Genomic DNA, 23,117 nt, shown 5'->3' with positions numbered 1-23,117 from the left:
TTCCACCTCTGATCATGGGAGGTCTTCTCATGTCCAACATGCTCGACGCCGCGCTGGCCGCGGCCGACCGCGGCTGGCCCGTGTTCATGCTCGGCCGGTCCAAGCGCCCGGTCGCCAACTGCACGGACTGTCCCAGCGCTGAGGCGGACCCGCGCCACGACCGCGAGTCCTGCCCGTGCCTGACCTGCCACGGCTTCTACGCCGCGACCCGCGACCCTGACCGGGTTGCCGAGATCGTCGCCGCGGTATCGCGAGGTCAGCTCGCGGTCCGCACCGGCGCATCCTCCGGCCTGGTCGTGGTCGACGTCGACCCGGCCCACGACGGCATCCGCAGCATGTCCGCGCTGATCCAGGCCGGGATGCTGCCGCCGACCGCGCGGGTGCTCACCGGCTCCGGTGGCATGCACCTGTACTACGCCCACCCCGGCCGGCCGATCCCGTGCAGCCAGAGCGTGCTCGGGCCGGGCCTCGACGTGCGCGCGGACGGCGGATACGCGGTGCTGCCGCCCTCGATCCACCAGCGCACCGGCCGCGCCTATCGGTGGGCCGACGACGGGCGCCCGGTGGAGGAGATGCCCCCCGCGCTGGCAGCCGCGTGCGTACCGACGTCGGCCGCGCGAGCGTTCCGGGTGCTGCTCACCGGCTCCCGGACGTGGACCGATACCGCGGCTGTGACCGTCGTGCTGGATCGGCTGCTGCGCGATCACGGGCCGGCGTTGACCATCGTGCACGGGGCCTGCCCACGTGGTGCGGACGCGATCGCCGACGCGTGGTGCCGGCACCACCACGTGACGGTCGAGCGACACCCGGCCGACTGGAGCACCGGCCGCCGCGCCGGACCGGCCCGCAACGCCGCAATGGTCGCCACCCGCCCCGTCCTGTGCCTGGCGTTCATCCGCGACGCCTCCCCCGGCGCCACCGGATGCGCGAACCTCGCCGACCACGCCGGCATCCGCACCCTGCGCAACCCACACCCCGACGACCTCCCCACGACCGCGCCGGCGAGTACACCGGTGGCGCTCGCCGGCGCGGGGGGCATCTCCTACCCCGACCGACTCCTGAACACGCTGCTCGACCGAGTGCGCACCGCCGCGGAGGGCCGCCGACGCACCACCCTCTACGGCGTCGCCCGCGGCGTGGCGAAGATGGTCGCCGCCGGATGCCTCACCAGCACCGACGCCGAGACCGCGCTGGTGGGCGTAGGCCGTGAGGCGGGGCAGACCGATCGGGAGATCCGCGCCGCGATCGACGGCGGGTTCCGGGCCGAGGGCGTGACGCGGTGAACGTGCTGGAGCTGTTCGCCGGGATCGGCGGCATGTCACTCGGACTGGAACGCGCCGGGATGCGCGTGGTCGGCCACGTCGAGATCAACCCGTTCTGCCGTGCCGTCCTGCACAAGCACTGGCCGGAGGTTCCCCAGCATGACGACGTACGCACCACCACCGCCTGGTGGACCTCCCACCCCCGACCCGCAGTCGACGTGGTCGCCGGCGGCTACCCCTGCCAAGGCGAGTCCCTCGCCGGACGACGACTCGGCGACGAGGACCCCCGCTGGCTGTGGCCCGCCATGGCCGACGTCATCCACGACCTGCGACCCCGATACGTCATCGGGGAGAACGTCCTCGGACACCGCACCCGCGGACTCGGACGCGTCCTGGCCGACCTGGCGGACCTCGGCTACACCGCCACCGCCGGAGTCATCCGCGCTTGCGAGGTGGGCGCCCCACACCCACGCGCCCGACTGTTCGTCCTGGCCCACACCGAAACGAGCCGACTCGGCCCGCGGGGCGCTGAGCCCGGCCGGGCTGGCACGACGTCGGGAGAGGTCGCGTACCGGCCTGAACCTGCCCGACCTGATCGGTGGCCGACCGAACCCGCAGTGGATCGAGTGGCTTATGGGCTTCCCGACCGGATGGACCGACTTGCAGCACTCGGCAACGCCGTCGTCCCCGCCGTCGCCGAACACATCGGCCGGATTGTCCACGACCACCACCAGCGCGCGGGTCGGTGACCTAATGACCACACCCGCACGCTTGCAGATCGTCCCGAACGTGGCCGACCAGCCCGCACCGCTCACCGGCGGATGGGATCTACCGGTTCCGCTGACCAGCAGCACGGCGCCGCCGCCGTTCCCGGTCGACGTGCTCCCGCCGTGGCTCGGCGACATGGTGACCGCGACCGCCCGCTTCACCCAGACCGACCCCGCGATGGCCGGCGGAGTCGCGCTCGCGGTGCTGTCGGCATGCGCCGGCGGCCGACTCGACGTGGAGGCCCGGCCAGGATGGCGGGAACCGGTGAACCTGTTCCTCGCCGTCGTCGCCGAGCCCGGCGAGCGCAAGAGCCCCGTGCACGGCGCGCTCACCGACCCGCTCGAAGCGGCCGAGGCGACCCTCGCGGACAAGAGCCGCGCCGCGGTCGCGGAAGCCGCGGCCCTGAAGGACATCGCCAGCCGGCAAGCCGAGCACGCAAAGACCGTTGCGGCGAAAGCGACCTCGGACAAGCGCGACGGCGCCACCGCCGAAGCGGTCGCCGCGGCCCTCGCCGCCGAAGCGATCACCGTCCCGGCGCTCCCGCGGCTGTTCGCCGACGACGCCACCCCGGAAAAACTGATCTCCCTCATGGCCGACAACGGCGGACGCATGGCCGTGATCTCCGATGAGGGCGGGGTCTTCGACATGCTCGCCGGCCGGTACAGCTCGGCACCGAACCTCGATCCGTACCTGAAGGGGCACGTCGGCCGGCCGATCCGCGTCGACCGGCACAACCGGGAGGGCGAGTTCATCCCCCGGCCCGCGCTGACCGTCGGCGTCATGATCCAGCCGTCCGTGCTGCGCAAGTTCGGCGGGAACGACGACCTCGCCGGCCGCGGCCTGGTCGCCCGGTTCCTGTTCGTGCTCCCCGCATCGCTGGCCGGCTACCGCGAGATCGACCCCGACCCGATCCCCACGCCCGTCCGCGACCTCTACGCCGAAAAGATCCATGGGCTCGCCGCGACGCTGGCGGAGTGGTCCGATCCGGCCGTAGTCGCGCTCACCGACGACGCGGCACGCATCCGCGCGACCGCCGCGGCCGACATCGAGCGGCACCTGCGTCCCGGTGGCGCGCTGCGCGACGTGCGGGAGTGGGCGAACAAGCTCGCCGGCACCACGATCCGGCTCGCCGGGCTGCTGCACGTCGCCCACCGCCCGGACGACGCGTGGCGGCACCCGATCGACGCCGGCACCATGGCCGACGCCGTGAAGCTGGCCGAGTTCTTCGTCGCCCACTACCAGACCGCCCGCGACATGATCACCGCCGACAAGGCCACCGGCCCGGCCCGCCACGTCCTCACCCGCCTCATCGAGAAGGATGTCACCACCTTCACCGTCCGGGAGCTGCACCGCAGCGTCCGCCGGCAGATCCGCAGTGCGGCCGAGGTGGCCGCCACGCTCGACAACCTCGCGCAACTCGGGTGGGTCCGGCAGCGCGACGGCCGGTGGGAGCTTCACCCTCGCGCCGCGGAGCTGCTCGAAGCCGGTGACACGGTGACAGACGATCTCGAAACCGCCTTCACCGCAGGTCAGAGCATGGATGCAGGTGTCACCGGTGCCCGGTGACACCCCGGTGACAGTGGTGACACCCCACGCCGTTGTCACCACTTGTCACCACCTTGTCACCACCCCCGGTGACACATGTAAACCGTCTCTGACCTGCGTCAACGGCGGCACTGCGGCCGATTGTCACCGTGTCACCGGTGTCACCGCCCTTTCCGGTCCGCGTCACCGGAGCGGCATCGGACGCGGCCCGCTCAGCGCCACGGAGACGGTTTCGTGCATGCAGCCATACCGGGCATGGGCAGATCTTGGCTCCGCGGCGCTCTCAGCGGGCCGTTTTCCGGGTCGCTGTCGCTCCCCACCCGGCACCCTTTCCCGCGCTGCCCCGACGCTCGTTCGCGCTACAGGCGCCCTCTCAGACCCATGCAGTACCGCACCAGGGGAGGCCGAACCCGTGCCACGCAAGGACTTCCTCACGCTCGACGAGTTCCTGGAAGAGCAGGAGGTGCCGCGCTCGACGTTCTTCCGCTGGAAGGCGCAGGGCAAGGCCCCGGTCTGCTACAAGCTCCCGAACCGGGAGATCCGCATTCGCCGCACCCAGTACGAAGCCTGGCTCAACAGCCTTGAGGAGCAGAGCGCCGCATGAACCTCAGCTACGACGTTCGGATCTACAAGATCGAGGTGCGGACCTACAAGGCCGCGCGCGGCGGCAAAGCCCGCACCTCGTATCGGGTCCGGTGGGCGGTCGCGGGCGAGAAGTTCGGCGACACCTTCGCCACGCTGGCGCTCGCGGAGAGCTTCCGCTCGAAGCTGGTCACCAACCAGCGCGAGGGGGTCGCGTTCGACACTGCGACCGGCCTGCCGGAACCGATGGCGCGGGAGCAGCGCAGCATCACGTGGTTGCAGCTCGCGGTGGCATACGCGGAGATGAAGTGGCCGCGGGTGTCCGCTCACCACCGGCGGGGCATCGCGGAGACGCTGACCGGTGCCACGATGGCGCTGCTGGTGGACAGCCGACGCGGTGCCCCCGCGGACGGGGTGCTGCGGCAGGCACTCAACTCCTACGTGTTCGTCAAGCCGCGCCGCACCGGCGGGCCGCCGCCAGCCGAGCTGGCGGACGCGGTGGCGTGGCTGGACAAAGGCACGGTCAAGCTCTCCGAGCTGACCGAGGCGGCCCGAGTGCGGAAGGTGCTGGATAGCCTCGCCCTGAAGCTCGACGGCACCGCCGCCGCGGCGAGCACGGTCGCACGGAAGCGGGCGGTTTTCAGCGGCGCGCTGCTGTACGGCGTGGAGGAGGGGCATCTCGACACCCACCCGATGGAGCGGGTGAAGTGGATCGCGCCCGAGAAGGATGAGGCGGTCGACCGGCGGGTGGTCGTCAACCCTCACCAGGGAGGCCGGCTACTCGACGCGGTACGGAAGCGCACGCCCGAGCTGACCGCGTTCTTCGGTTCGATGTACCTCGCCGCGCTTCGGCCGGAGGAAGCCCTCCACCTGCACAAGCACGAATATGAGCGGCCAAGGGAACCGGGCGGGTGGGGCTGGCTTCACCTCGGCGGCGCCGTGGTGGAGGTCGGCACCGCGTGGACCGACGATGGCAGCGCGAACGAGTACCGCTCGCTGAAGCATCGATCGAGGAAGACCGTGCGCAGCGTGCCGGCCGAGCCCGACCTCTGCAAGTTGTTCGACTGGCACATCGAAACGTACCCGCCCGGTCCGGACGGTCGCCTCTTCGTCACCCGACGCGGCCCTGGGGGGATGTACCTGCCGGCGACGGGGCGACCGGTCACCGCGAACGCTCGGCTCAACGCGTGGCACGGCGCGCGGCAGGCCGCACTCACACCGGACGAACTTGCGGCCGGGCTCGCCCCGGTGCCCTACAGCCTCCGGCACGCGTGCGTGTCGAGCTGGCTGAACGCCGGCGTCTCGCCAACCCTGGTCGCCGAGTGGGCCGGGCACAGCGTGCGGGTGCTGCTTAACATCTACGCGAAGTGCCTCTACGGGGAGGAGGAGGCCGCATTCCGCCGAATCCTCGCGTTCCGCAAGGAGCATGAGGCGAACAAGCCCGGCTGATCCCCGCCGAATTCTCGGGGGACGTATGGGGGACAACGAGCGAGTCCCAGCGCCACCGAGTGAGAACGAGTGAGACCCACGAAGAAGGCCCCTCCCCGCTGTTTCAGCAGGTGAGGGGCCTTTCTTTGCCTGTGGTGGCGGGTAGAGGATTCGAACCTCTGTAGCTTTCGCGACGGATTTACAGTCCGCTCCCATTGGCCGCTCGGGCAACCCGCCAAGGCGTACCACCGTAAGGCACCACCGCGTACGTGACGCGCTGGCGAGAGCCAGAATAGCGGGAGCCCTCGGGGGGTCTGCAACCGGGTACGGTCGGCAGGGTGGGCGGGGCTCCGAGGGGTCCCGGCCGAGACAATCTCATAGGTCCCAGCAGGAACAGCAGGAGCAGAGGCATGGCAGCCAACCCGTCGTTCGACATCGTCAGCAAGGTGGAGCACCAGGAGGTGGACAACGCCCTCCGCCAGACCGAGAAGGAGCTGAGCCAGCGCTTCGACTTCCGGGGGACGGGGGCGGAGATCGCCTGGGCGGGTAAGGAAGGGGTCACGCTGACCGCGGAGACCGAGGACCGGGTGAACGCGGCCCTGGAGGTCTTCAAGGAGAAGCTGATCAAGCGGAACATCTCGCTGAAGTCGCTGGAGGCCGGGGAGCCGAGGGCGTCGGGCAAGACGTACAAGATCGATTGCACGATCGTGCAGGGGATCGCGACGGACAAGGCGAAGCAGATCAGCAAGAAGATCCGTGACGAGGGGCCGAAGGGTGTGCAGGCGCAGATCCAGGGCGACTCGCTGCGGGTGACCGGCAAGAAGAAGGACGACCTGCAGGCGATCATCTCGCTGCTCAAGTCCGAGGACTTCGGCGTGGCGCTGCAGTTCACCAACTACCGCTGAGCGTGGGCGACCGCTGACGCGCGGGGTCCGGCAACTCCGCGCCCCCGCGCGCCGGCTACCGGCCCCGCTGACGCGGTACTGCGTCAGCCGCCGGTCTCGCTGACGCGGTAGTGCGTCAGCCGCCGGTCTCGCTCACGCGGCAGTGCGTCGGTGGTTCAGGTCGGCGAATCCCGCGTGCTGTGGATTCGGTAGCGGCCCGGCCACCCGTGCGACGAAAAGGGCGCGTCGCCGCCGCGGCACGGGGGATCAGTCGGCCGGGTGGCCGGATAACTGCCGCATCAACGATCCGCCGGGTGTGTAGATGGAAGCGACCGGTTCGCTGCCGCATTTGCGGCATACGAGATTCCTCGGCTGGCCCCCGCCTCGCCGGCGCACGTCGGTTCACCGGCTGGGAGTGACCGGCCGCCTGCCGCATCCGCGGCATACGAGTTTCTCGGCCGGTACCTGCCGCGGCTGCCGCACGCCACCCGGCCGACGAGCCCGCGAGCCGCCAGCCGGACCCTGGCAGGTGCGCCAGGGGCCGGCCATCCAGCCGATGAACGCCGCGGGCCCTAGATGCGCCAGCGGGCCTCCGGCGCGTCGGTGAACCGCAGCCACCCGGCCGATAGAACCGGTGTCGTCCGGCGCGTCGGCGGCCCGGCCGCCCAGTCGGTGAGACCCGCGGACGTCCAGCACATCGGCGGACTGGCCGCCCCGATGAAACCTGTGGTCTTCCGACGCGGCGGCGCACTGGACGCCCGTCGATGAAACCGCCAGGCAGCGGCGGGACTGGCTGCAGGCCGACGAGACCAGCGGGCCTCAGACGCGTCGGCGACACAGCTATCCGCCGACGGGGCCGGCTACCCGCCGACGGCACCGGCCTGACCGATTGGCTGCAGATCGACGGGACCAACGGATCTCCGGCGCGGTGGCGGACTGGCTACAGGCCGATGAGGCCAGCGGCCCTCCGACGCGCCGACGGCGCCGGCCACCCGCCGACGGCGCCGGCCACCCGCCGACGGCGCCGGCCACCCGCCGACGGCGCCGGCCACCCGCCGACGGCACCGGCCACCCGCCGACGGCGCCGGCCACCCGCCGATGGCGCCGGCCACCCGCCGATGGCACCGGCCTGGCCGACAGGGACCGGCTACCCGGCCGACAGGACCCGCCCCACGCCGGCCTGGCACCACCGCCTCTGCACGTGGCACCATCGCCCTCGGACGTAAAGCGGCCCCCGCCACGGGGAAGGCGGGGGCCGCGAGAGGAAAGTTCGTGGGAGGGAAGGTCTAGCGGTAGCTGACCGCCATCGCCTGCAGTCGGCGGACGCGTTCTTCCATCGGCGGGTGCGTGGAGAACAGCGCGGCCACGCCTCCGCCGGACAGCGGGTTGGCGATCATGAGATGGGCGGACGACGCCACCTTCGTGTCGGCCGGCAGCGGGATGCGCTGCGTACCGTAGGAGATCTTGCGCAGTGCCTCGGCCAGCGCCAGCGGGTCGCCGGTGAGCCGGGCGCCGGATGCGTCCGCCTCGAACTCGCGGTTGCGGCTGATCGCCAGCTGGATGATGCCGGCCGCGATCGGGCCCAGAATGATCATGAGCAGCAGTGCGGCCGGGTTCGGTGCGTCCTCGTCGTCACCGCCGCCGAGCGGGATGAAGAACGCCAGGTTCGCCAGCATCGTGATGATTCCGGCGAGACCGGCCGCGACGCTGGAGATCAGGATGTCGCGGTTGTAGACGTGTGAGAGTTCGTGGCCGATCACGGCGCGCAACTCGCGGTAGTCGAGCAGCCGCGTGATGCCGGTGGTGACCGCGACGGCCGCGTTCCGCGGGTTGCGGCCGGTCGCGAACGCGTTGGGCTGCATCGCCGGGCTCACGTAGAGCCGAGGCATCGGCTGGCCGGCCTCGGTCGCGAGCTCCCGGACCATTCGGTACAGCGCGGGGAACTCGGCCTCGCTGACCGGTCGCGCGTTCATCGACCGCAGCGCGATCTTGTCGCTCCAGAAGTAACCGGCCGCGTTCATGCCGAGCGAGAGCAGGACGGCGGCGAACAGGCCGGTGCTGCCGCCGAACCAATACCCCACGCCCAGGATCATGGCCGTGAGCAGGCCCAACAGGGCGGCCGTCTTGAGTCCGTTGTGGTGGCTGTGCACGGTGACTCCTCCATCGAGTGAGCTGGTGGCCCACGCAAGGTGAAACCGGTTCGTACTTTCGAATAGTCCGCGCCGGCCTGTGACTTGGCTGCGCACTCACTCAGCACATGCTGAAAGACCCAAGGTCAGGAGCATGTTCTGCCCACTCCCGGCGTGGTGCTGCCCGCATGCTCCCGCGGGCACCGTTCGGCCGCGGGCGGCCTCTCTGCCGGTTCCCCACTGGTCACCAAGAACCGCGACATCCGCCACCGCCGCCTACGGTCAGGGTCCGGCGGCGGCGTCGTGGATCGGGGCCGGTGTCTACAGCGCGGTGAGGTTCAGCAGGGGGTTCGGGGCGAAGCCGAGGAGCACGGCGAGCACCGTGGCGGTGACCAGGACCGCTCCGACCGGCCAGGGCACGTGGGACCATCCGGTGCCGGCCGAGCCGTCGCGGGTCGGGGTGCCGTAGAGCAGTGCCGCGACGCGCACGTAGTAGGCCAGGCCGATCACCGCGTTGACGGCCACGACCAGGGCCAGCCACGCCGCGTCGCCGTCGACCAGCGCGCGGACCACGGTCACCTTGGCGAACAGGCCGGCGAGCGCGGGCGGCAGCCCGGCCAGGCCGATCAGCGCGAACGCCAGCATCCCGCCGGTCCACGGTGCCCGCCGGGCCACGCCGTGGAAGTCGGCCAGGTCACCGCCGTCGGCCGCGACCGGGCGCAGCGCGACCACGGCGGCGAACGCGGCCAGTTCCAGCAGCACGAAGAACGCGGTGTAGGCCAGCGCCGCGGACACGAGCGGGTCGAGGCTCGCCGCGCCGGATGCGGCCGGGCCGGTCAGCGGGCCGCCGGGGAACGGGCCGGGCCCGAACCCGCCCGGTGCGCCGGCGACGAGGGTGAGCGCGCCGAGCGGTGCCAGGATGTATCCGGCCTGGGCGACGGACGACCAGGCCAGCAGGCGGACCGTGCGGGTCTGGCGCAGCGCCACCACGTTGCCGACCGTCATGGTCAGCACCGCCAGCACGGCAAGCACCCGGCCGGTGTCGGCGAGCGGCAGCACGCCGGCGACCGCGAGCAGCGCCACCACGCCGCCGAGCTTGGACGCGGTGGAGAGGTAGGCGGCGACCGGCAGCGGTGCGCCGTCGTAGGTGGCCGGCGCCCACGCGTGGAACGGCACGGCCGCGACCTTGAACGCGAGCCCGGCCACCAGCAGCGCGCTCCCGGCGCCGATCAGCGCCGCGGCGGATCCCGGTGCCCCGCTTCCGAGCACCCCGCCGCCGACCGGATCGGTCCCGAGCGCGCCGCCGCTCAGCACGGCGGACAACTCGGACAGGTGCAGCGCGCCGGTCGCGGCGTAGAGCAGCGCGGCGCCGAGCAGCGTGACCGACGTCGCCACCACGCTCACCACGAAGAACGTCACCGCGGAGTCCGCACCGGCCCGCCGCATGCGCAGCTGCTCGGCCGCGACCTCCTCCTCGGCGTGCAGCCGCACGTCGCCGTCCTCGAGCGACGGCTCCGGGTGGACCGGCGCGCCCGCACCGGTGAAGACCGCGTGCGGCGAGGCGCTGTGGCGCAGCCCGACCAGCAGGTAGAGCGGGAGCGTCAGCGTCTCCAGCGCCACGATCAGCGTGATCAGGTCACCGGCCGCGCCGAGCACCACGCCGCCGGTCATCGAGCAGGCCAGCAGGAAGCAGTACTCCCCGGCCGGCACCGCGCCGGCCCGCAGCATCGGCGTGGAGAGCGCCAGCACGGCCAGTGTGAGCAGCGCGAACAGCACGCCGGCCAGCGCGGCCCGGTTCGTTGCCAGGTACGAGCAGGCGTCGCCGGCGCAGAACGATCCCCGGTCCGGCCCGGTGCCGACGAACGCCGCCGCGGCCGCGGTCAGCAGCGCACCGGCGGCGGTGCCGGCGACGACCGCGCGCGGCGGCCCGAACAGGTCGATCAGCAGCACGAGCACGGCGGTCACGGCGGCGACGTAGGCCGGGAGCAGCGCCATCTGGTCGATGGTCACGGGCGTACCGCCTCCAGGAGGTTGCCGATCGGCACGTCCGTGCCGGAGAGCACCAGCGCGGGGTACACGCCGAGCACCAGCGCCAGGATCACCAGCGGCGACCAGGCCAGCAGTTCGGCCGCCGTCGGCCACCCGGGCGCCAGCCGCTCCGGCAGCCCCGCCACGACCGGCACCTCCTCGTCACCGCTACCCCCGGACGAGCCGCCACCCCCGGAAGCGACGCCGAGTCCGGCACCGGTACCGGCAGCGGGCGCGGCGTCGGTGGGCTCGGCGGACCGGGCGGCGACCGCCGCGGAGAGTGCGCCCGCCACCGACCACGACGGCACCAGCAGCGACACGGCCGGCGCGGCCGGCCCGTGGGTCACCCGGCGCAGCAGGCGCAGCAGGTAGGCCGCGGTCAGCGCGCCGCCGATCGCGGACAGCACCGCGAGGGTGATCCACAGCCCGCCGTCTCGCTGCACGGCCGCGACCACCGCGAACGCCTCTCCCCAGAATCCGGCCAGGCCGGGCAGCCCGAGCGACGCGATCGCGGCGAAGCCGAGGAGCCCGGCCAGCCGGGGCGCGTTCTCCCGCAGTCCGCCGAGCTCGTCGAGGTGGCCCGTGTGCGCCCGGTCCTTCACAGCCCCGGCCAGGAAGAACAGCAGCCCGGTGAGGACGCCGTGGGCGATGTTGCCGAGCAGTGCGGCCTGGATCCCGGTCGCGGTGAGCGTGGCGACGCCGAGCAGCACGAAGCCCATGTGCCCGACCGACGAGTACGCGATCAGCCGCTTCAGTTCGGTCTGGGCCAGGCAGACCAGTGACCCGATGAGGATCGCCGCGACCGCCAGCACGCCGAGCACGCCGGATGCCGCCTGCGCACCCTCCGGCGTGGCGCCGAGCCCGACCCGGACCAGCCCGTACGTGCCCATCTTGAGCAGCACACCGGCCAGGATCACGCTGCCCACGGTCGGCGCCTGGGTGTGTGCGTCCGGCAGCCAGGTGTGCAGTGGCCAGAGCGGGCTCTTCACCGCGAACGCGATCGCCAGCAGCGTGAACGCGAAGACCTGGGTGCTCCGGTCGAGCCGGAACGGCGCGTCGAGCAGCGAGGAGGTGCCGGCCGAGGTGACCACGACCAGCACGCCGACCAGCAGCAGCACCGAGCCGAACAGCGTGTAGAGCGCGAACTTCCGGGCCGCCGCGCGTTGTGGCGCCCGGTCCGCCGAGTCCGGTCCGTAGTGCGCGCCGCCCCAGACCGCGATCACCGCGTACATCGGCAGCAGCACGACCTCGAAGAACACGAAGAACAGGATCAGGTCGAACGCGAGGAACGTGCCGAGGATGCCGACCTCGATCACCAGCAGCAGCGCGGTCAGCAGCCGGCCCGGGCCGCCCGGCGGCACCCGCCAGACCGTGTATCCGCAGCAGAGGAGCGTGAGCAGAGCGGTCAGCACCACCAGCGGGTACGAGATCGCGTCCACCCCGAGCTGGAACCGCAGGCCGAGCGCGGGCACCCAGGGCAGGTCGACCAGCGCCCACGGCAGCAGCGACGGCGCGGTGGGGGGCCGGTAGGCGAACCACCCGGACTCCGCGCTTCCCCACCGCAGCGGCACGGTCAGGATCAGCGGCACCGCGGCGATCACGGTGCCGAGCACGCGGGCCTGCCGGTCGCGCGCGGCCGGCATCAGCGCCACCGCGAGCGCGCCGAGCGCGGGCACGGCCAGCGCCGCGACCAGCAGCGCGGCGGAGACGTCCGGGTTCATGCCGCACCGCCGAGGATCGCGGCCGCGAGGCCGATCAGGACCACGCCGGCCAGCAGCGCGGTGGCCGCGCGCGGCAGTGGCGCCCGGTGCGCGCGGGCGAGCAGCGCGCCGAGCCCGGTGGTGCCGCGCCCGGCGCCTTCGACGGCTCCGTCCACGACCGACTCGTCGACGCGCAGCAGCGCCGCGGCGAGGGCACGGGTCGGCCGTACCACGGCAAGATCTTGAAGGCGGTCCAGGTGGAACGCGTCGGCGAGCAGTGGCCGGAGCCGGCCCAGCGCACCCGCCGGGTCCGCGTCCGGTCGCCGGCGCCAGAGCCACCAGGCGGTCGCCGCGCCCGTGACCAGCAACGCGAGCGCCAGGACGAGCGACGGTGAGACGTGCGGCGCGGCGAGTCCGAGGTCGGCGCGCGCGTCCGGCAGCAGCACGACCAGGCCCAGCAGCGCGCTCGGTACGGCCAGCGCCATCACCGGCCAGTGCAGCAGCGCGGGCGGGTCCAGCGGTCGCGGCTCGGGTGGCGGCGGCGGTGGCGTGGCCTCCACCGCCTCCTGCACCTCCTTGCGGGCCAGCGCCTTCGCCTTGCGCGCGGCCTCCAATTCCAGGTAGGTGGGCTTGCCGACGAACGCGGGCTGGACCGACGGCTCGGGCGTGGCCGGCCGTTCCGGCTCCGTCACCCGGGCCGCCGGGACCGGGCCGAAGAAGACGCGCAGCAGCAGACGTGTCGAGTACCACGCGGTCAGCGCGACGCCGAGCAGCGCGGCGACCCAGACGACCAGCGCGATCCAGGCCGGGACCTGCCCGTGCCCGTCGCTCGCCTCGGCCGCGGCGCCGATCACGCTCTCCTTGCTCCAGAACCCGGCCAGCGGCGGCAACCCGGCCAGCGCGCCCAGCCCGATCACGGTGCACCAGAAGACGTCCGGCATGTTCCGCCGCAGGCCGCCCATCCGGGACATCAGGTTGCTGCCGACCGCGTGGATCACGCAGCCGGCGGCCAGGAAGAGCAGTGCCTTGAACGCGGCGTGGGTGAGCAGGTGGAAGATCGCGGCGCCGGGCGCGCCGACCGCGAGTGCGGCCGTCATGTAGCCGATCTGCGACACGGTCGACCAGGCCAGCACGCGTTTGATGTCCTCCTGCGCGGTCGCGGCGAGCGCGCCGAGCAGCAGCGTCACGGCCGCGACCAGGCCCAGCACGCTCATCGCGAGCGACGTCTGGGTGAAGATCGGGTAGAGCCGGGCCACCAGGTAGACGCCGGACGCCACCATGGTCGCGGCGTGGATCAGCGCGGAGACCGGCGTCGGGCCGGCCATCGCGTCCGGCAGCCAGGTGTGCAGCGGGAACTGCGCGCTCTTGCCGGCCACGCCGGCGAGCAGGAGCAGGGCGATCCAGCCGGGGTACGTACCCGCGAGGATCTCCGGGATCCGGAAGGTCCCGGCGTGCGCGGCCAGGAACGCGATGCCGAGCAGGAAGCCGACGTCGCCGACCCGGGTGACCAGGAACGCCTTCACGGCCGCGGCCGGCGCCTCCGGCAGCGAGCGGTCGTGCGCGATCAGCAGGTACGAGCAGGCGCCCATCACCTCCCAGCCGATCAGCAGCAGGATCAGGTCGTCCGCGGTCACCACCAGCAGCATCGCGGCCGTGAACAGGCTGACCTGGGCGGCGTACGGCGCGTACCGCTCGTCGCGGTGCAGGTAGCCGAGCGAGTAGACCTGCACGGCCAGCGCCACCGCGGTCACCGCCACCGACACCTGGATCGCGGTGAGGTCCGCGCGCAGCCCGAGCGTGACGGTGAGGTCGCCGATCCGCACCCACTCGACCGCGCCGCTGACCGGCTCGCCGGCCGTGGCCAGCAGGGTGAGCGCGGCCGCCAGCGAGAGCGCGGCCGCGGTGATGCCGAACGCGGCGGCCGGGAAGCGTCCGCGCGCGGTCGACGGCAGCAGCAGGCCGCCCAGCCCGACCAGCAGCGGGGCGGCGATCATTAAGGTGACCAGCGCCATCAGTGCTTCTCCGCCAGGTCGATCTCGTCCACGGCCACGGTGGCCCGGAGCCGGTAGAGGCGCAGGATCAGCGCCAGGCCCACGCCCACCTCGGCCGCGGCCAGCACGATCACGAAGAGCGCGAAGACCTGGCCGGCGATCGTGCCGGTGGTGATCACGACGAGGTTGACCGCGTTCAGCATCAGCTCGACGGCCATCAGCAGCAGGATCGCGTTCCGCCGGCGGAGCACGCCGAACACGCCCAGGCCGAACAGCAGCGCGGCGATCACGTACGGAATGGTGGGATGCATCAGCGCCGGCTCGCCACGATCGCACCGACCAGCGCGGAGAGCAGCAGGATCGACAGCACCTCGAACGGCAGCACCCAGGTCCGGAAGACCGCCTCGCCGATCCGCTCGGCCGTGCCCGGCTCCGTCACCTCCACCCGGGTCCAGCGGAACGCGTCGGCCAGCAGCACCGCCAGCCCCGGTCCGGCACCGGCCCCGATGATCGCGGCCGGCCAGGCGGGGCGGTTCAGGTCGGTGGAGCGGCCGATCGGCGCCCGGGTCAGCATCACCGCGAAGAGCAGCAGCACCACGACCGCGCCCACGTAGATCAGCACCTGCACCCAGGCGACCAGCTCGGCCGCGAGCACCAGGTAGAGGCCGGCCACCGCGCCGAGACACACGACCAGGTAGAGACCGGCCCGGACCAGGTGGTCGGTCAGCACCACCAGCGCACCCGCGCCGACCGCGACCGCGCCCAGCGCGACCAGCAGCACGTCCGCGCCGGTCACGCGCCCGCCGCCTTGGTGGCCGCCGCCTCCTCCTTGGACGGCTCGCCGTTCGGGTCGTGCGCGGGCGGTGGCGGCACCGTCGCCATCCACGCGCCGAGCCGGTCCTTGTCGTGCAGCAGGTCCCGGAGGTCGTGCTCGGCGTACTCGAACTCCGGCGTCCAGTACAGCGCGTCGAACGGGCACGCCTCGATGCAGATCCCGCAGTACATGCAGAGCGAGAAGTCGATGTCGAACCGGTCCAGCACGTTCCGCTGCCGCGCCCGCGCCGCGCCGGGCACCACCACCTCCTCCTTGTGCGAGTCGATGTAGATGCACCAGTCCGGGCACTCCCGGGCACACAGCATGCAGACCGTGCAGTTCTCCTCCAGGAGCGCGATCACCCCCCGCGACCGCGGCGGCAGCTCCGGCTGCACGTCCGGGTACTGCTGCGTGGTCGACCGGCGGGTCATCGTCTTGAGGGTGACGGCAAGCCCTTTCGCCAACCCCTCGCCAGGCACAGCCATGGGCCTCATCCTGCCCTCTCGACCGTCCTCATGCGAGCACACTCGACATAGATCTTCAGGTGGAGTCGCCGGGAAGGTTTCCCTGGTAGGCCCGCACACGCCTGATGATCTATAACCTCTTCCCGAACGCTCCCACCGCCGACTGGCAATCGACGGTGTTCGACACCCGGCCGCCGGGCGGCCGCGCGCGACGGGGCGGCGCGAGCGTGCGGTGCGCCGGACGTCCCCGGGCGGCCGGCCGACCCGGGTCAGCCGGCCAGGTCGCGGGCGAGGTGCGAGCGGCGGAGGCCGTGGCGGGTGAGGCGGCGTAGGTCGGCGCGGGTGTCGTGCATCAGCTGGACGTGGAAGTAGTTGACGTGTTCGAGGACGGCGAACACGGCGAAGAACAGGCCCGGCCAGGCCCGCGTGCCGGCGGTGACCAGCAGCCCGGCGACCAGCAGCGCCGGGTTGACCAGGCGGGCGGCGCGGAAGAACCGCAGGCCGGGCACGGTACGGCCGGTCTGGCGCAGCTTGGCCAGCCAGTAGGCGGCGCCCTGCACCAGCAGGAGGGCGAACAGCGCGAAGCCGACCAGGTTCGGCACGGTGCCGGCGACGTCCAGGACGCCGAAGGTGACCCAGGCCCAGAGCGGGATGTTGACCAGCTCGAGCAGTGCGAGGGAGCGGAGCCGGCGGCGGACGGGGTCGCGGCCGGTCACGGGCGCCGGCCGGTGCGGATGACGGCGCGGGCGTCGGCGGCGGGCGGCTTCTCGGTCAACGTGCGGCTCCAGGGCGGGGTGGAGTCCTCACCCTATGTTTGCTGCCCTGCCAATGATTTGCCGGGCCCAATGCATTGCTGCGCACGTGCAAATGCACAATCATTTCGTGGGGGTACGAATTTCTCGCCGGCCCCTGACCGAAAGGCACTCGGTCAGGGGCCGAGGTGAAATCCGTTGCTCCTCGGCGTGAACGATCCGGCTCACTGGCTGTTGCGGCCGCGCGGCGTACCGACGAGTGGCCGGACCGTGGGGAGAGAAGGGGCCCGGGGTCAGCCGACCTTGGCGGCCAGCACCTCCGCGAGCACGTCCACCGGCACTTCGACCACCGTCTCGTGTGACGGGATCTGCAGCTGGGCGAGGGTGTCCGGGTCGGTCACGCGCCAGCCCTGGACGACGAACGTGTCGCGGTCGGTGCGGTACAGCGACGGGCAGTTCGTGTTGCCCGACAGCACCGTTTTGCGGATGAAGGTGAGCTTCATTCGCTTTTCCTCCTACTTCTGACCTTTGTCGCTTTGGCCCGATGCCGTGCGATCTGGAGGCATTATGGTCATGCGGCAGGACTTGGCAACGGACAATGTGGGTAGTGCGCACGCATGGTGGACGAGGCGGGCGTCGTTGCGGATTTGTAGCGCCATTCGGTCGCGCATCCTCGTACTTACGGACAGAATTACCGGTACTAACGTCCGACCAATGGTTGCGGGTTTTGTGGCCCTCTGACCGTGTGGGACGATCTAAAAACCCCGGCTCCGACGGGGTCTGCTCAAACGGTGCGAAATGGAGTCCCCCGATGTCCGCAGGTGTTGTCGGAACCAAGGCTCAGCAGCTCATCCTTGTTGCCCTCCTCCTGGTCGCCGCGGTCGCTACCGGCCTCTTCATGGCGCAGTCGACGGGTTCCGCGGCCGGTGTCCACGCCTCCGCCGAGTCCGACGTCGTCGTCGTGGCCGGCGATGGCTGGGAGTGGTGACGCCCGATCATGCAGCCGGCCGTCCGGTCGGCAACGCTTGAGATCTTGGCGCGTGAGGAGGGTTCGTGCCTGAAGCCGTCAGACGGCCCTCCCCGCAGCGTGCCTGGTACGTGTCCGGGCCGCTCGCCGTCCTCACGGTGGTCTTCACCGTCGTCGCCCAGATCGATCGGGACATCCCGCAGTCCGACCTGCTGCTGATCCCGATCTTCTTCGCGCTGTTCCTGGTCACGGACGCGACCACGCTCTGGACGACGTCGCGCCGGCAGGGCCTGAACGTCACGCTCAACGAGGTCGCGGTCGTCCTCGCGTTCTTCTTCATCTCGCCGCTCGTCATGGTGGTGCTCCGCTGCGTCGAGCGGATCGCGATCGGGCTGTACCGCCGGGAGATACCGGCGCGGCTCTGGTTCAACGTGACGCTCGCGACGTCCTCCGCCGCGTTCGGATACGTGGTGATCCGCGCGCTCGGCTCGGTCGGCGCCGACGTCACGCCGCGCACCTGGCTGGTGCTGATCGCGGGCGTCCTGGCCGCCACCCACTTCGGCCTGGTCGCCGTGATGCTGGTGCTCGGGCTGGTCGAGGGCAACCTCTCCGGCTCCACGGTGCTGCGCATCGCGGTGCCCGGTTTCTTCGTCACCTGCGGCAACATCATGCTCGGCCTGGCCGTGCTGATGCTCATCGACCAGACGCCGTGGGCCCTGACGATCATCGGTGCGCTGGTCGTCTTCGGCGTCTTCGCCTACCGGTCGTACTCGCAGTTCACCGAGCAGCACCGCAAGCTCTCCGAGCTGTACGACCTGGTCCGTGACCTGAAGGGCACGGTGCACGACCGCGCGCTGCCGGACGTGCTGCTGCGCCGCGTGCTGGCGCTGACCCACGCGGACTGGTCCACGCTCTGGCTGCCCGCCTCCTCCCGGCACCTGGAGGTGCTGCTCAGCGCGCGGCACAACGCCAACGGCCTGCTCGACACCGTGGTCACCCCGGCCGCGCTGCGCCGCCGCGCGCTGGAGACCGGCGAGAGCATCCTGATCACCGGCCGGACCGGCGATCCGGCGCTGCGCGAGCTGCTGCCCGGGCCCGGCCCGCGGGAAATCATGATCGTTCCGCTGTTCTCCGGTGAGGTGCCGATCGGCACGCTGGAGGTGGCGGGGGAGCGCAACCGGCACGCGCACTTCGACTCCGCCACGGTCGCGCTGATGGAGACGGTGGCGGCGCACGCGGCGGTCGCGGTGGAGAACTCCCGGCTGGTCGACCGGCTGCGGTACGACGCGTACCACGACGGGCTCACGAAGCTGCCGAACCGCCGGCGGATCACCGAGGCGCTCGCCGAGTCGGTCACGGTGAACGCGCCCGACGAGGTGGTCGCGGTGCTGCTGCTGCGCCTGGACCGGCTGCACGAGGTGAACGAGTCGCTCGGCCAGGTCGCCGGTGACCGTCTGGTGGCCGAGATCGCGGAGCGGCTGCGCGCGGCCGCGCCACCGGCCGCGCTGGTCGGCCGGGCCGGCGGCGACGAGTTCGTGGTCACGCTGCGGAAGCCGTCCGTCGAGGCCGCGACGCAGCTGGCGACGCGGCTGCGCGACGAGATCCGCGGCTCGGTCCGGATCGACGACCTGACGCTGATGGTGGACGTCGCGGTCGGCGTGGCCGTGCACCCGGACGACAGCCGCGGCGAGTTCGGCCACGCGGACAAGGCGGACCGCCTGCTGCAGCGGGCGAAACTGGCGTGCGCCGCGGCCCGGACGTCGCCGTCCGGCGTGCAGCGCTTCCACGCCGGCCTGGAGTCGCGGGTCACCCGGCGGCTGGGGCTCGCGGACGATCTGCGGCAGGCGCTGGAGCGGGACGAGATCGAGGTCTACTTCCAGCCCAAGGTGACGCTCGCGGACCGGCGCCTGGTCGGCGTGGAGTGCCTGGCCCGGTGGGAGCACCCGGTGCTCGGCACGGTCTCGCCGGAGGACTTCGTGGCGGTGGCGGAGAACACCGGGCAGATCGGCGCGCTCACCGAGGCGGTGCTCCGCGCCGGGCTGCAGCGCTGCCGGGACTGGCCGGACTCCGGTGACCCGCTCGCCATCGCGGTCAACATCTCCGCCCGGCTGCTCGACGAGCCGGACTTCCCGGCACAGGTCAAGGCGCTGCTGGAGCACTACGGCGTGACGGCCGGCCGGGTCACCTTCGAGATCGGGCAGCCGGCGCTGACCGTGGAGAACGAGCGGCCGCTGCCGGTGCTGCGCCGGTTGCGGGACCTCGGCGTCCGGATCTCCGTGGACGACTTCGGCGTCGGTGCCTCCTCGTTCGGCTACCTGCGGCAGCTGCCGATCGTGGAGCTGAAGGTGGACCGCCGGTTCGTCCAGGGCATGGCGACGGACCCGGGCGACCTGGCGGTGGTGCGGGCGGCCGTGATGCTGGCCCGCCAGTTCGGGCTCAGCGCGGTGGCCGAGGGCGTGGAGAGCGAGCTGGCGCTGGATCTGCTCACCGACATGGGGTGCGAGATCGGGCAGGGCTTCCTGTTCAGCCGGCCGCTGCCGTACGAGCGGCTGGAGGCCTGGTACTGGGCGCAGACCGAGGTGGAGGCGACCCCGTCCGGCGAGTTCCGCCGACTCCGCGCGGTGCCCTGAAACCGTCCCTGACCTGCGTATTCGCGAGGTGCGACGCGCCGAGGGGTATCCGATTTCGCCTGGCGAAAGTGGCCGTGTACGCTTATGCCTGCACGTCACGGGAGCGACAAGTTCCCAGGCGGGTAGGCCCCCTTAGCTCAGTCGGCAGAGCGTCTCCATGGTAAGGAGAAGGTCTACGGTTCGATTCCGTAAGGGGGCTCTTCGGTCGGAGTGACAACCGACCCTCAGGCTTTGCCTGCCCACGCGGGCACGCGGCCTGGATCGCGGCGGTGTAGCTCAGATGGCAGAGCAAGCGGCTCATAATCGCTGTGTCGCCGGTTCAAGTCCGGCCACCGCTACTTACGTCCGGGGTCCTGATCCCCGGTCCGGGGGTGCACCACGTCGGCCCCCACTTTGCGTACCGCGTGGTCAATCTCCTACGCTGGTACGTCGTAGTATTCAGGTCGTAGGGATTTTCACCCCGCGTTTCGAGGAAGGCACCCCGCCGTGGCTAAGGCGACCGACGTCCGTCCCAAGATCACCTTGGCGTGTGTGGAGTGCAAGGAGCGCAACTACATCACGCGTAAGAACCGCCGTAACGACCCGGACCGCGTCGAGCTGAAGAAGTTCTGCCCCCGGGACGGCAAGCACACGCTCCACCGCGAGACCCGCTGACCCGGTCGCGGCAGACACACGCATCCTCAGGGCGTCCCCGGTGATCCGGGGGCGCCCTGAGTGCGTCCGGCGGGCCGGTAGGGTGTCCGCCCATGGGGTTGGACCAGTCGTTTACCGGGCGCAGCTACCCGCCCAGCGCGCCCTACCAGGTGGGGCGCGAGAAGATCCGTGAGTTCGCGACCGCGATCGGCGCCGAGGACGCGGCCTATCACGACCCGGAGGCCGCGCGTGCGCTCGGCCACCCGGACGTGATCGCGCCGCCGACGTTCCCGATGGTGCTGAGCATGGCCACGAGCCGCCAGATCGTCGAGGACCCGGCGCTCGGCGTCGACTACAGCCGGGTGGTCCACGGCGACCAGCGCTTCGCCTACCGCCGTCCGGTGACCGCCGGGGACGAGCTGGTGTGCGTGAACTCGATCGAGAGCATCAACGCGCGCGGCGGACACGACTTCCTGACCACCCGCAGCGAGATCAGCACCAGCGCGGGCGAGGCGGTCGTCACGGTCTGGACCATGTTCGTGGTCCGCGGCGAGGAGGGTTGAGCACGATGGAGCTTCCCACGCAGCGCTACCGGGTGACCCGGGCCGACCTCGTGCGGTACGCGGGCGCCTCCGGCGACTTCAACCCGATCCACTGGAGCGAGAGCTTCGCGGCCAAGGTCGGCCTGCCGGGCGTGATCGCGCACGGCATGCTCACCATGGCGCTGGTCGGCCGCGCGGTCACCACGTGGGCCGGCCGCCCGGACGCGATCGTCGAGTACGGCGTCCGCTTCACCCGCCCGGTCGAGGTGCCGGACACCGAGGAGGGAACCGAGGTCGAGGTCTCCGCGGTGGCGAAGGACACGGACGACCCGGGCCTGGTGCGGCTCGACCTGACCGCGACCTGCGCCGGCGTGAAGGTGTTGGCCCAGGCCAAGGCCGTTATCAAGCGCCCCTGAGGGGGTGGCGCGCCAGTTATGGGGGTGGCCGGTTGGGAAAGTCCGCCGGCTACCCGTACACTGGTGCGCCGTGGGGTAGTCACGGCTCGTGACTTCCTCAAAGGGGTGTAGCTCAATTGGCAGAGCAGCGGTCTCCAAAACCGCAGGCTGCAGGTTCAAGTCCTGTCACCCCTGCGCCTAAGGCCTAACCGGCCCGGGGATTGCGCTGGTTAACAGCGTTGATCCCGTGGTGGTGGTGTGCGGCAACTTCGCCGAGGATCGGCCGCGGTGTCAGCCCGGGCGGTGTCAGCCGGATCCGCCGCCGCAACCCGGACCGTCGGGCGGCGGGCGTGTAAGGGCGTCAACGTTCATGCGTTTGCGTCTGACCAACGACCCCGCGATGGAAGAGGGCGAAGTGGCCGAGAGGAAGCGACGCGGCGAGGACCCCGCCGACGACAACCTGAACGACGAGACGTTCGAGGACGCCGTCGAGGACGAGGATGACGTCGCGGACGAGCCCGTCTCGCGTGGCGGCACCGCCACGCTGTCCAAGGCCAAGACCGAGGCGGCCGACAGCCCCTCCAAGGAGAAGAAGCCCGGCCGCGGCCCGTTCGCGCGACTCGGCCGGTTCTTCCGCGAGGTCGTGGCCGAGCTTCGTAAGGTCATCTGGCCGACGCGGAACGAGCTGCTGACCTACACCGCCGTTGTGATCGTGTTCGTCGCGGTCATGATGACGATCGTGGCCCTGCTGGACTTCGGCTTCGCCAAGGGCATCCTGGCCATCTTCGGCTGAGCCGCGACCGGTCCGGCCGAGTTCGATTTGTTTATGGAAGTGAGCAAGCGTGCCTGAGTACGACGAGACCGACGGCGTCGACGAGCAGTCGTCGATCGCCACGGCCAATGGCGAGCTCGCCGCGGCCGACGACGAGTCGGCCGAGGCCGCCAGCGAGCCGGAGGTCGAGACCGCGCCGGTCGCGGCCGCCCCGGCGGAGGACGACGAGGACTACGACCCGGTCGCGGAGCTGCGGCAGAAGCTGCGTTACGCGCCCGGCGACTGGTACGTGGTGCACTCGTACGCCGGCTACGAGAACAAGGTCAAGACCAACCTCGAGACCCGCATCACCTCGCTGGACATGGAGGACTACATCTACCAGGTGGAGGTCCCGGTCCGCGAGGAGGTCGAGGTCAAGAACGGCAAGCGCCAGCAGGTCAGCGCGAAGGTCTTCCCCGGCTACATCCTGGTCCGGCTGGAGCTCACGCCGGAGTCGTACTCCTGTGTCCGGAACACCCCGGGCGTCACCGGCTTCGTCGGTGCGACCGACCGGGCCGACCGCCCCGCTCCGCTCTCCCTCGACGAGGTGCTGAAGTGGCTGGCGCCCGCGGTGGAGAAGGAGGAGAAGAAGGCCAAGGTGGAGGTCAAGGTCCTCGACTTCGAGGAGGGCGACTCCGTCACCGTCACCGATGGTGCCTTCGCCTCGCTGCCCGCGACGATCAGCGAGATCAACGCCGACCAGCAGAAGCTCAAGGTGCTGGTCTCGATCTTCGGTCGCGAGACGCCGGTCGAGCTGAACTTCAACCAGGTCTCGAAGATCTGACCCGTCCC

General features: G+C 71.5%; 21 protein-coding genes, 4 tRNA genes and 1 pseudogene. 16 read left to right on the top strand and 10 right to left on the bottom strand.

Features of this window, described 5'->3' with window-relative positions; translation table 11 throughout:
* The first annotated feature begins 29 nt into the window (after positions 1 to 29).
* From J2S44_RS15895 to J2S44_RS15875, 5 genes are all read left to right on the top strand, one after another.
* On the top strand, positions 30 to 1,283 hold the full coding sequence (locus J2S44_RS15895) for a bifunctional DNA primase/polymerase (RefSeq protein ID WP_310414063.1): 1,254 nt from the start codon (positions 30 to 32) through the stop codon (positions 1,281 to 1,283).
* Complete coding sequence (locus J2S44_RS15890) at positions 1,280 to 2,011, top strand: DNA cytosine methyltransferase (protein ID WP_310414060.1); 732 nt, start codon at positions 1,280 to 1,282, stop codon at positions 2,009 to 2,011. Before J2S44_RS15895 ends, J2S44_RS15890 begins: the two co-directional genes overlap by 4 nt.
* A gap of 4 nt (positions 2,012 to 2,015) precedes the next feature.
* The gene (locus tag J2S44_RS15885; RefSeq protein ID WP_310414058.1) at positions 2,016 to 3,596 is read left to right on the top strand and encodes a YfjI family protein; all 1,581 of its coding nucleotides are present in this window, start codon (positions 2,016 to 2,018) and stop codon (positions 3,594 to 3,596) included.
* A gap of 391 nt (positions 3,597 to 3,987) precedes the next feature.
* Complete coding sequence (locus tag J2S44_RS15880) at positions 3,988 to 4,179, top strand: helix-turn-helix transcriptional regulator (protein WP_310414056.1); 192 nt, start codon at positions 3,988 to 3,990, stop codon at positions 4,177 to 4,179.
* The gene (locus tag J2S44_RS15875; RefSeq protein WP_310414053.1) at positions 4,176 to 5,606 is read left to right on the top strand and encodes a tyrosine-type recombinase/integrase; all 1,431 of its coding nucleotides are present in this window, start codon (positions 4,176 to 4,178) and stop codon (positions 5,604 to 5,606) included. The genes J2S44_RS15880 and J2S44_RS15875 overlap by 4 nt, the downstream gene beginning before the upstream one ends.
* A 132-nt stretch (positions 5,607 to 5,738) precedes the next feature.
* On the opposite strand, the gene J2S44_RS15870 is transcribed toward J2S44_RS15875, so the two are convergent.
* A tRNA-Tyr gene (locus tag J2S44_RS15870) sits at positions 5,739 to 5,822 on the bottom strand.
* 173 nt (positions 5,823 to 5,995) lie between these two features.
* On the opposite strand from J2S44_RS15870, the gene J2S44_RS15865 reads away from it, so the two are divergent.
* Positions 5,996 to 6,490: a YajQ family cyclic di-GMP-binding protein gene (locus tag J2S44_RS15865; RefSeq protein WP_310414050.1), complete on the top strand. Its 495-nt coding sequence runs from the start codon at positions 5,996 to 5,998 to the stop codon at positions 6,488 to 6,490.
* Between the two features lie 1,265 nt (positions 6,491 to 7,755).
* Here the strand turns inward: J2S44_RS15865 and htpX are convergent.
* The 9 genes and pseudogenes from htpX to J2S44_RS15820 form a co-directional block, all read right to left on the bottom strand.
* Positions 7,756 to 8,619: a zinc metalloprotease HtpX gene (gene htpX, locus J2S44_RS15860; protein WP_310414048.1), complete on the bottom strand. Its 864-nt coding sequence runs from the start codon at positions 8,617 to 8,619 to the stop codon at positions 7,756 to 7,758.
* Between the two features lie 300 nt (positions 8,620 to 8,919).
* Positions 8,920 to 10,593: an NADH-quinone oxidoreductase subunit N gene (locus J2S44_RS15855; protein WP_310429695.1), complete on the bottom strand. Its 1,674-nt coding sequence runs from the start codon at positions 10,591 to 10,593 to the stop codon at positions 8,920 to 8,922.
* Positions 10,594 to 10,604: 11 nt separating this feature from the next.
* Positions 10,605 to 12,347 (bottom strand): complex I subunit 4 family protein, encoded by a 1,743-nt coding sequence (locus J2S44_RS15850; protein WP_310414045.1) that lies wholly within the window; start codon positions 12,345 to 12,347, stop codon positions 10,605 to 10,607.
* Positions 12,344 to 14,338, bottom strand: a complete 1,995-nt coding sequence (locus tag J2S44_RS15845) for an NADH-quinone oxidoreductase subunit 5 family protein (RefSeq protein WP_310414042.1) — start codon at positions 14,336 to 14,338, stop codon at positions 12,344 to 12,346. The genes J2S44_RS15850 and J2S44_RS15845 overlap by 4 nt, the downstream gene beginning before the upstream one ends.
* A complete protein-coding gene (nuoK, locus tag J2S44_RS15840; RefSeq protein WP_310414039.1) occupies positions 14,338 to 14,628 on the bottom strand; it encodes an NADH-quinone oxidoreductase subunit NuoK in 291 nt (96 codons plus the stop codon). Before nuoK ends, J2S44_RS15845 begins: the two co-directional genes overlap by 1 nt.
* A 5-nt stretch (positions 14,629 to 14,633) precedes the next feature.
* A pseudogene (locus J2S44_RS15835) lies at positions 14,634 to 15,113 on the bottom strand (NADH-quinone oxidoreductase subunit J family protein); the annotation flags it as partial.
* Positions 15,110 to 15,625, bottom strand: coding sequence for a NuoI/complex I 23 kDa subunit family protein (locus tag J2S44_RS15830; protein ID WP_310414036.1), 516 nt, complete (start codon positions 15,623 to 15,625; stop codon positions 15,110 to 15,112). The gene J2S44_RS15830 and the pseudogene J2S44_RS15835, both read right to left, overlap by 4 nt.
* 239 nt (positions 15,626 to 15,864) lie before the next feature.
* Positions 15,865 to 16,311: a hypothetical protein gene (locus J2S44_RS15825; RefSeq protein WP_310414033.1), complete on the bottom strand. Its 447-nt coding sequence runs from the start codon at positions 16,309 to 16,311 to the stop codon at positions 15,865 to 15,867.
* Positions 16,312 to 16,640: 329 nt separating this feature from the next.
* The gene (locus J2S44_RS15820) at positions 16,641 to 16,850 is read right to left on the bottom strand and encodes a hypothetical protein (protein WP_310414030.1); all 210 of its coding nucleotides are present in this window, start codon (positions 16,848 to 16,850) and stop codon (positions 16,641 to 16,643) included.
* Between the two features lie 308 nt (positions 16,851 to 17,158).
* On the opposite strand from J2S44_RS15820, the gene J2S44_RS15815 reads away from it, so the two are divergent.
* The 10 genes from J2S44_RS15815 to nusG all read left to right on the top strand — a co-directional run bounded on the left by J2S44_RS15815 (position 17,159) and on the right by nusG (position 23,109).
* Positions 17,159 to 17,335, top strand: a complete 177-nt coding sequence (locus J2S44_RS15815) for a hypothetical protein (protein ID WP_310414027.1) — start codon at positions 17,159 to 17,161, stop codon at positions 17,333 to 17,335.
* A gap of 65 nt (positions 17,336 to 17,400) precedes the next feature.
* The gene (locus J2S44_RS15810; protein ID WP_310414024.1) at positions 17,401 to 19,944 is read left to right on the top strand and encodes a putative bifunctional diguanylate cyclase/phosphodiesterase; all 2,544 of its coding nucleotides are present in this window, start codon (positions 17,401 to 17,403) and stop codon (positions 19,942 to 19,944) included.
* A 126-nt stretch (positions 19,945 to 20,070) separates the two neighbouring features.
* Positions 20,071 to 20,143 (top strand) — tRNA-Thr (locus tag J2S44_RS15805).
* 66 nt (positions 20,144 to 20,209) lie between these two features.
* Positions 20,210 to 20,282 (top strand) — tRNA-Met (locus J2S44_RS15800).
* Between the two features lie 148 nt (positions 20,283 to 20,430).
* Positions 20,431 to 20,598, top strand: a complete 168-nt coding sequence (gene rpmG, locus J2S44_RS15795) for a 50S ribosomal protein L33 (protein ID WP_306837514.1) — start codon at positions 20,431 to 20,433, stop codon at positions 20,596 to 20,598.
* A 92-nt stretch (positions 20,599 to 20,690) separates the two neighbouring features.
* Positions 20,691 to 21,140, top strand: a complete 450-nt coding sequence (locus tag J2S44_RS15790) for an FAS1-like dehydratase domain-containing protein (protein ID WP_310414022.1) — start codon at positions 20,691 to 20,693, stop codon at positions 21,138 to 21,140.
* Between the two features lie 5 nt (positions 21,141 to 21,145).
* The gene (locus tag J2S44_RS15785; protein WP_310414020.1) at positions 21,146 to 21,535 is read left to right on the top strand and encodes a MaoC family dehydratase; all 390 of its coding nucleotides are present in this window, start codon (positions 21,146 to 21,148) and stop codon (positions 21,533 to 21,535) included.
* A gap of 101 nt (positions 21,536 to 21,636) precedes the next feature.
* A tRNA-Trp gene (locus J2S44_RS15780) sits at positions 21,637 to 21,709 on the top strand.
* Between the two features lie 220 nt (positions 21,710 to 21,929).
* Positions 21,930 to 22,307, top strand: a complete 378-nt coding sequence (gene secE / locus J2S44_RS15775; RefSeq protein WP_310429693.1) for a preprotein translocase subunit SecE — start codon at positions 21,930 to 21,932, stop codon at positions 22,305 to 22,307.
* Positions 22,308 to 22,356: 49 nt separating this feature from the next.
* Entirely contained in the window at positions 22,357 to 23,109 is a 753-nt protein-coding gene (gene nusG / locus J2S44_RS15770) for a transcription termination/antitermination protein NusG (protein WP_307241080.1), read from the top strand.
* Positions 23,110 to 23,117 lie beyond the last annotated feature (8 nt).

Source organism: Catenuloplanes niger (assembly GCF_031458255.1).
Classification (GTDB): Bacteria; Actinomycetota; Actinomycetes; order Mycobacteriales; family Micromonosporaceae; genus Catenuloplanes; species Catenuloplanes niger.
The sequence above is the reverse complement of the archived record's forward strand: the minus strand, read 5'-3'. Positions and strand labels throughout refer to the sequence as shown.

Excerpts from the sequence above, each read along its gene's own strand:
- J2S44_RS15865 (WP_310414050.1), top strand. The coding sequence starts at position 5,996 with ATGGCAGCCAACCCGTCGTTCGACATCGTCAGCAAGGTGGAGCACCAG.
- J2S44_RS15875 (WP_310414053.1), top strand. The coding sequence starts at position 4,176 with ATGAACCTCAGCTACGACGTTCGGATCTACAAGATCGAGGTGCGGACC.
- J2S44_RS15790 (WP_310414022.1), top strand. The coding sequence starts at position 20,691 with ATGGGGTTGGACCAGTCGTTTACCGGGCGCAGCTACCCGCCCAGCGCG.
- J2S44_RS15785 (WP_310414020.1), top strand. The coding sequence starts at position 21,146 with ATGGAGCTTCCCACGCAGCGCTACCGGGTGACCCGGGCCGACCTCGTG.
- J2S44_RS15820 (WP_310414030.1), bottom strand. The coding sequence starts at position 16,850 with ATGAAGCTCACCTTCATCCGCAAAACGGTGCTGTCGGGCAACACGAAC.
- J2S44_RS15855 (WP_310429695.1), bottom strand. The coding sequence starts at position 10,593 with ATGGCGCTGCTCCCGGCCTACGTCGCCGCCGTGACCGCCGTGCTCGTG.
- J2S44_RS15885 (WP_310414058.1), top strand. The coding sequence starts at position 2,016 with ATGACCACACCCGCACGCTTGCAGATCGTCCCGAACGTGGCCGACCAG.
- J2S44_RS15895 (WP_310414063.1), top strand. The coding sequence starts at position 30 with ATGTCCAACATGCTCGACGCCGCGCTGGCCGCGGCCGACCGCGGCTGG.
- J2S44_RS15830 (WP_310414036.1), bottom strand. The coding sequence starts at position 15,625 with ATGAGGCCCATGGCTGTGCCTGGCGAGGGGTTGGCGAAAGGGCTTGCC.
- nuoK (WP_310414039.1), bottom strand. The coding sequence starts at position 14,628 with ATGCATCCCACCATTCCGTACGTGATCGCCGCGCTGCTGTTCGGCCTG.
- J2S44_RS15845 (WP_310414042.1), bottom strand. The coding sequence starts at position 14,338 with ATGGCGCTGGTCACCTTAATGATCGCCGCCCCGCTGCTGGTCGGGCTG.
- J2S44_RS15815 (WP_310414027.1), top strand. The coding sequence starts at position 17,159 with ATGTCCGCAGGTGTTGTCGGAACCAAGGCTCAGCAGCTCATCCTTGTT.
- J2S44_RS15850 (WP_310414045.1), bottom strand. The coding sequence starts at position 12,347 with ATGAACCCGGACGTCTCCGCCGCGCTGCTGGTCGCGGCGCTGGCCGTG.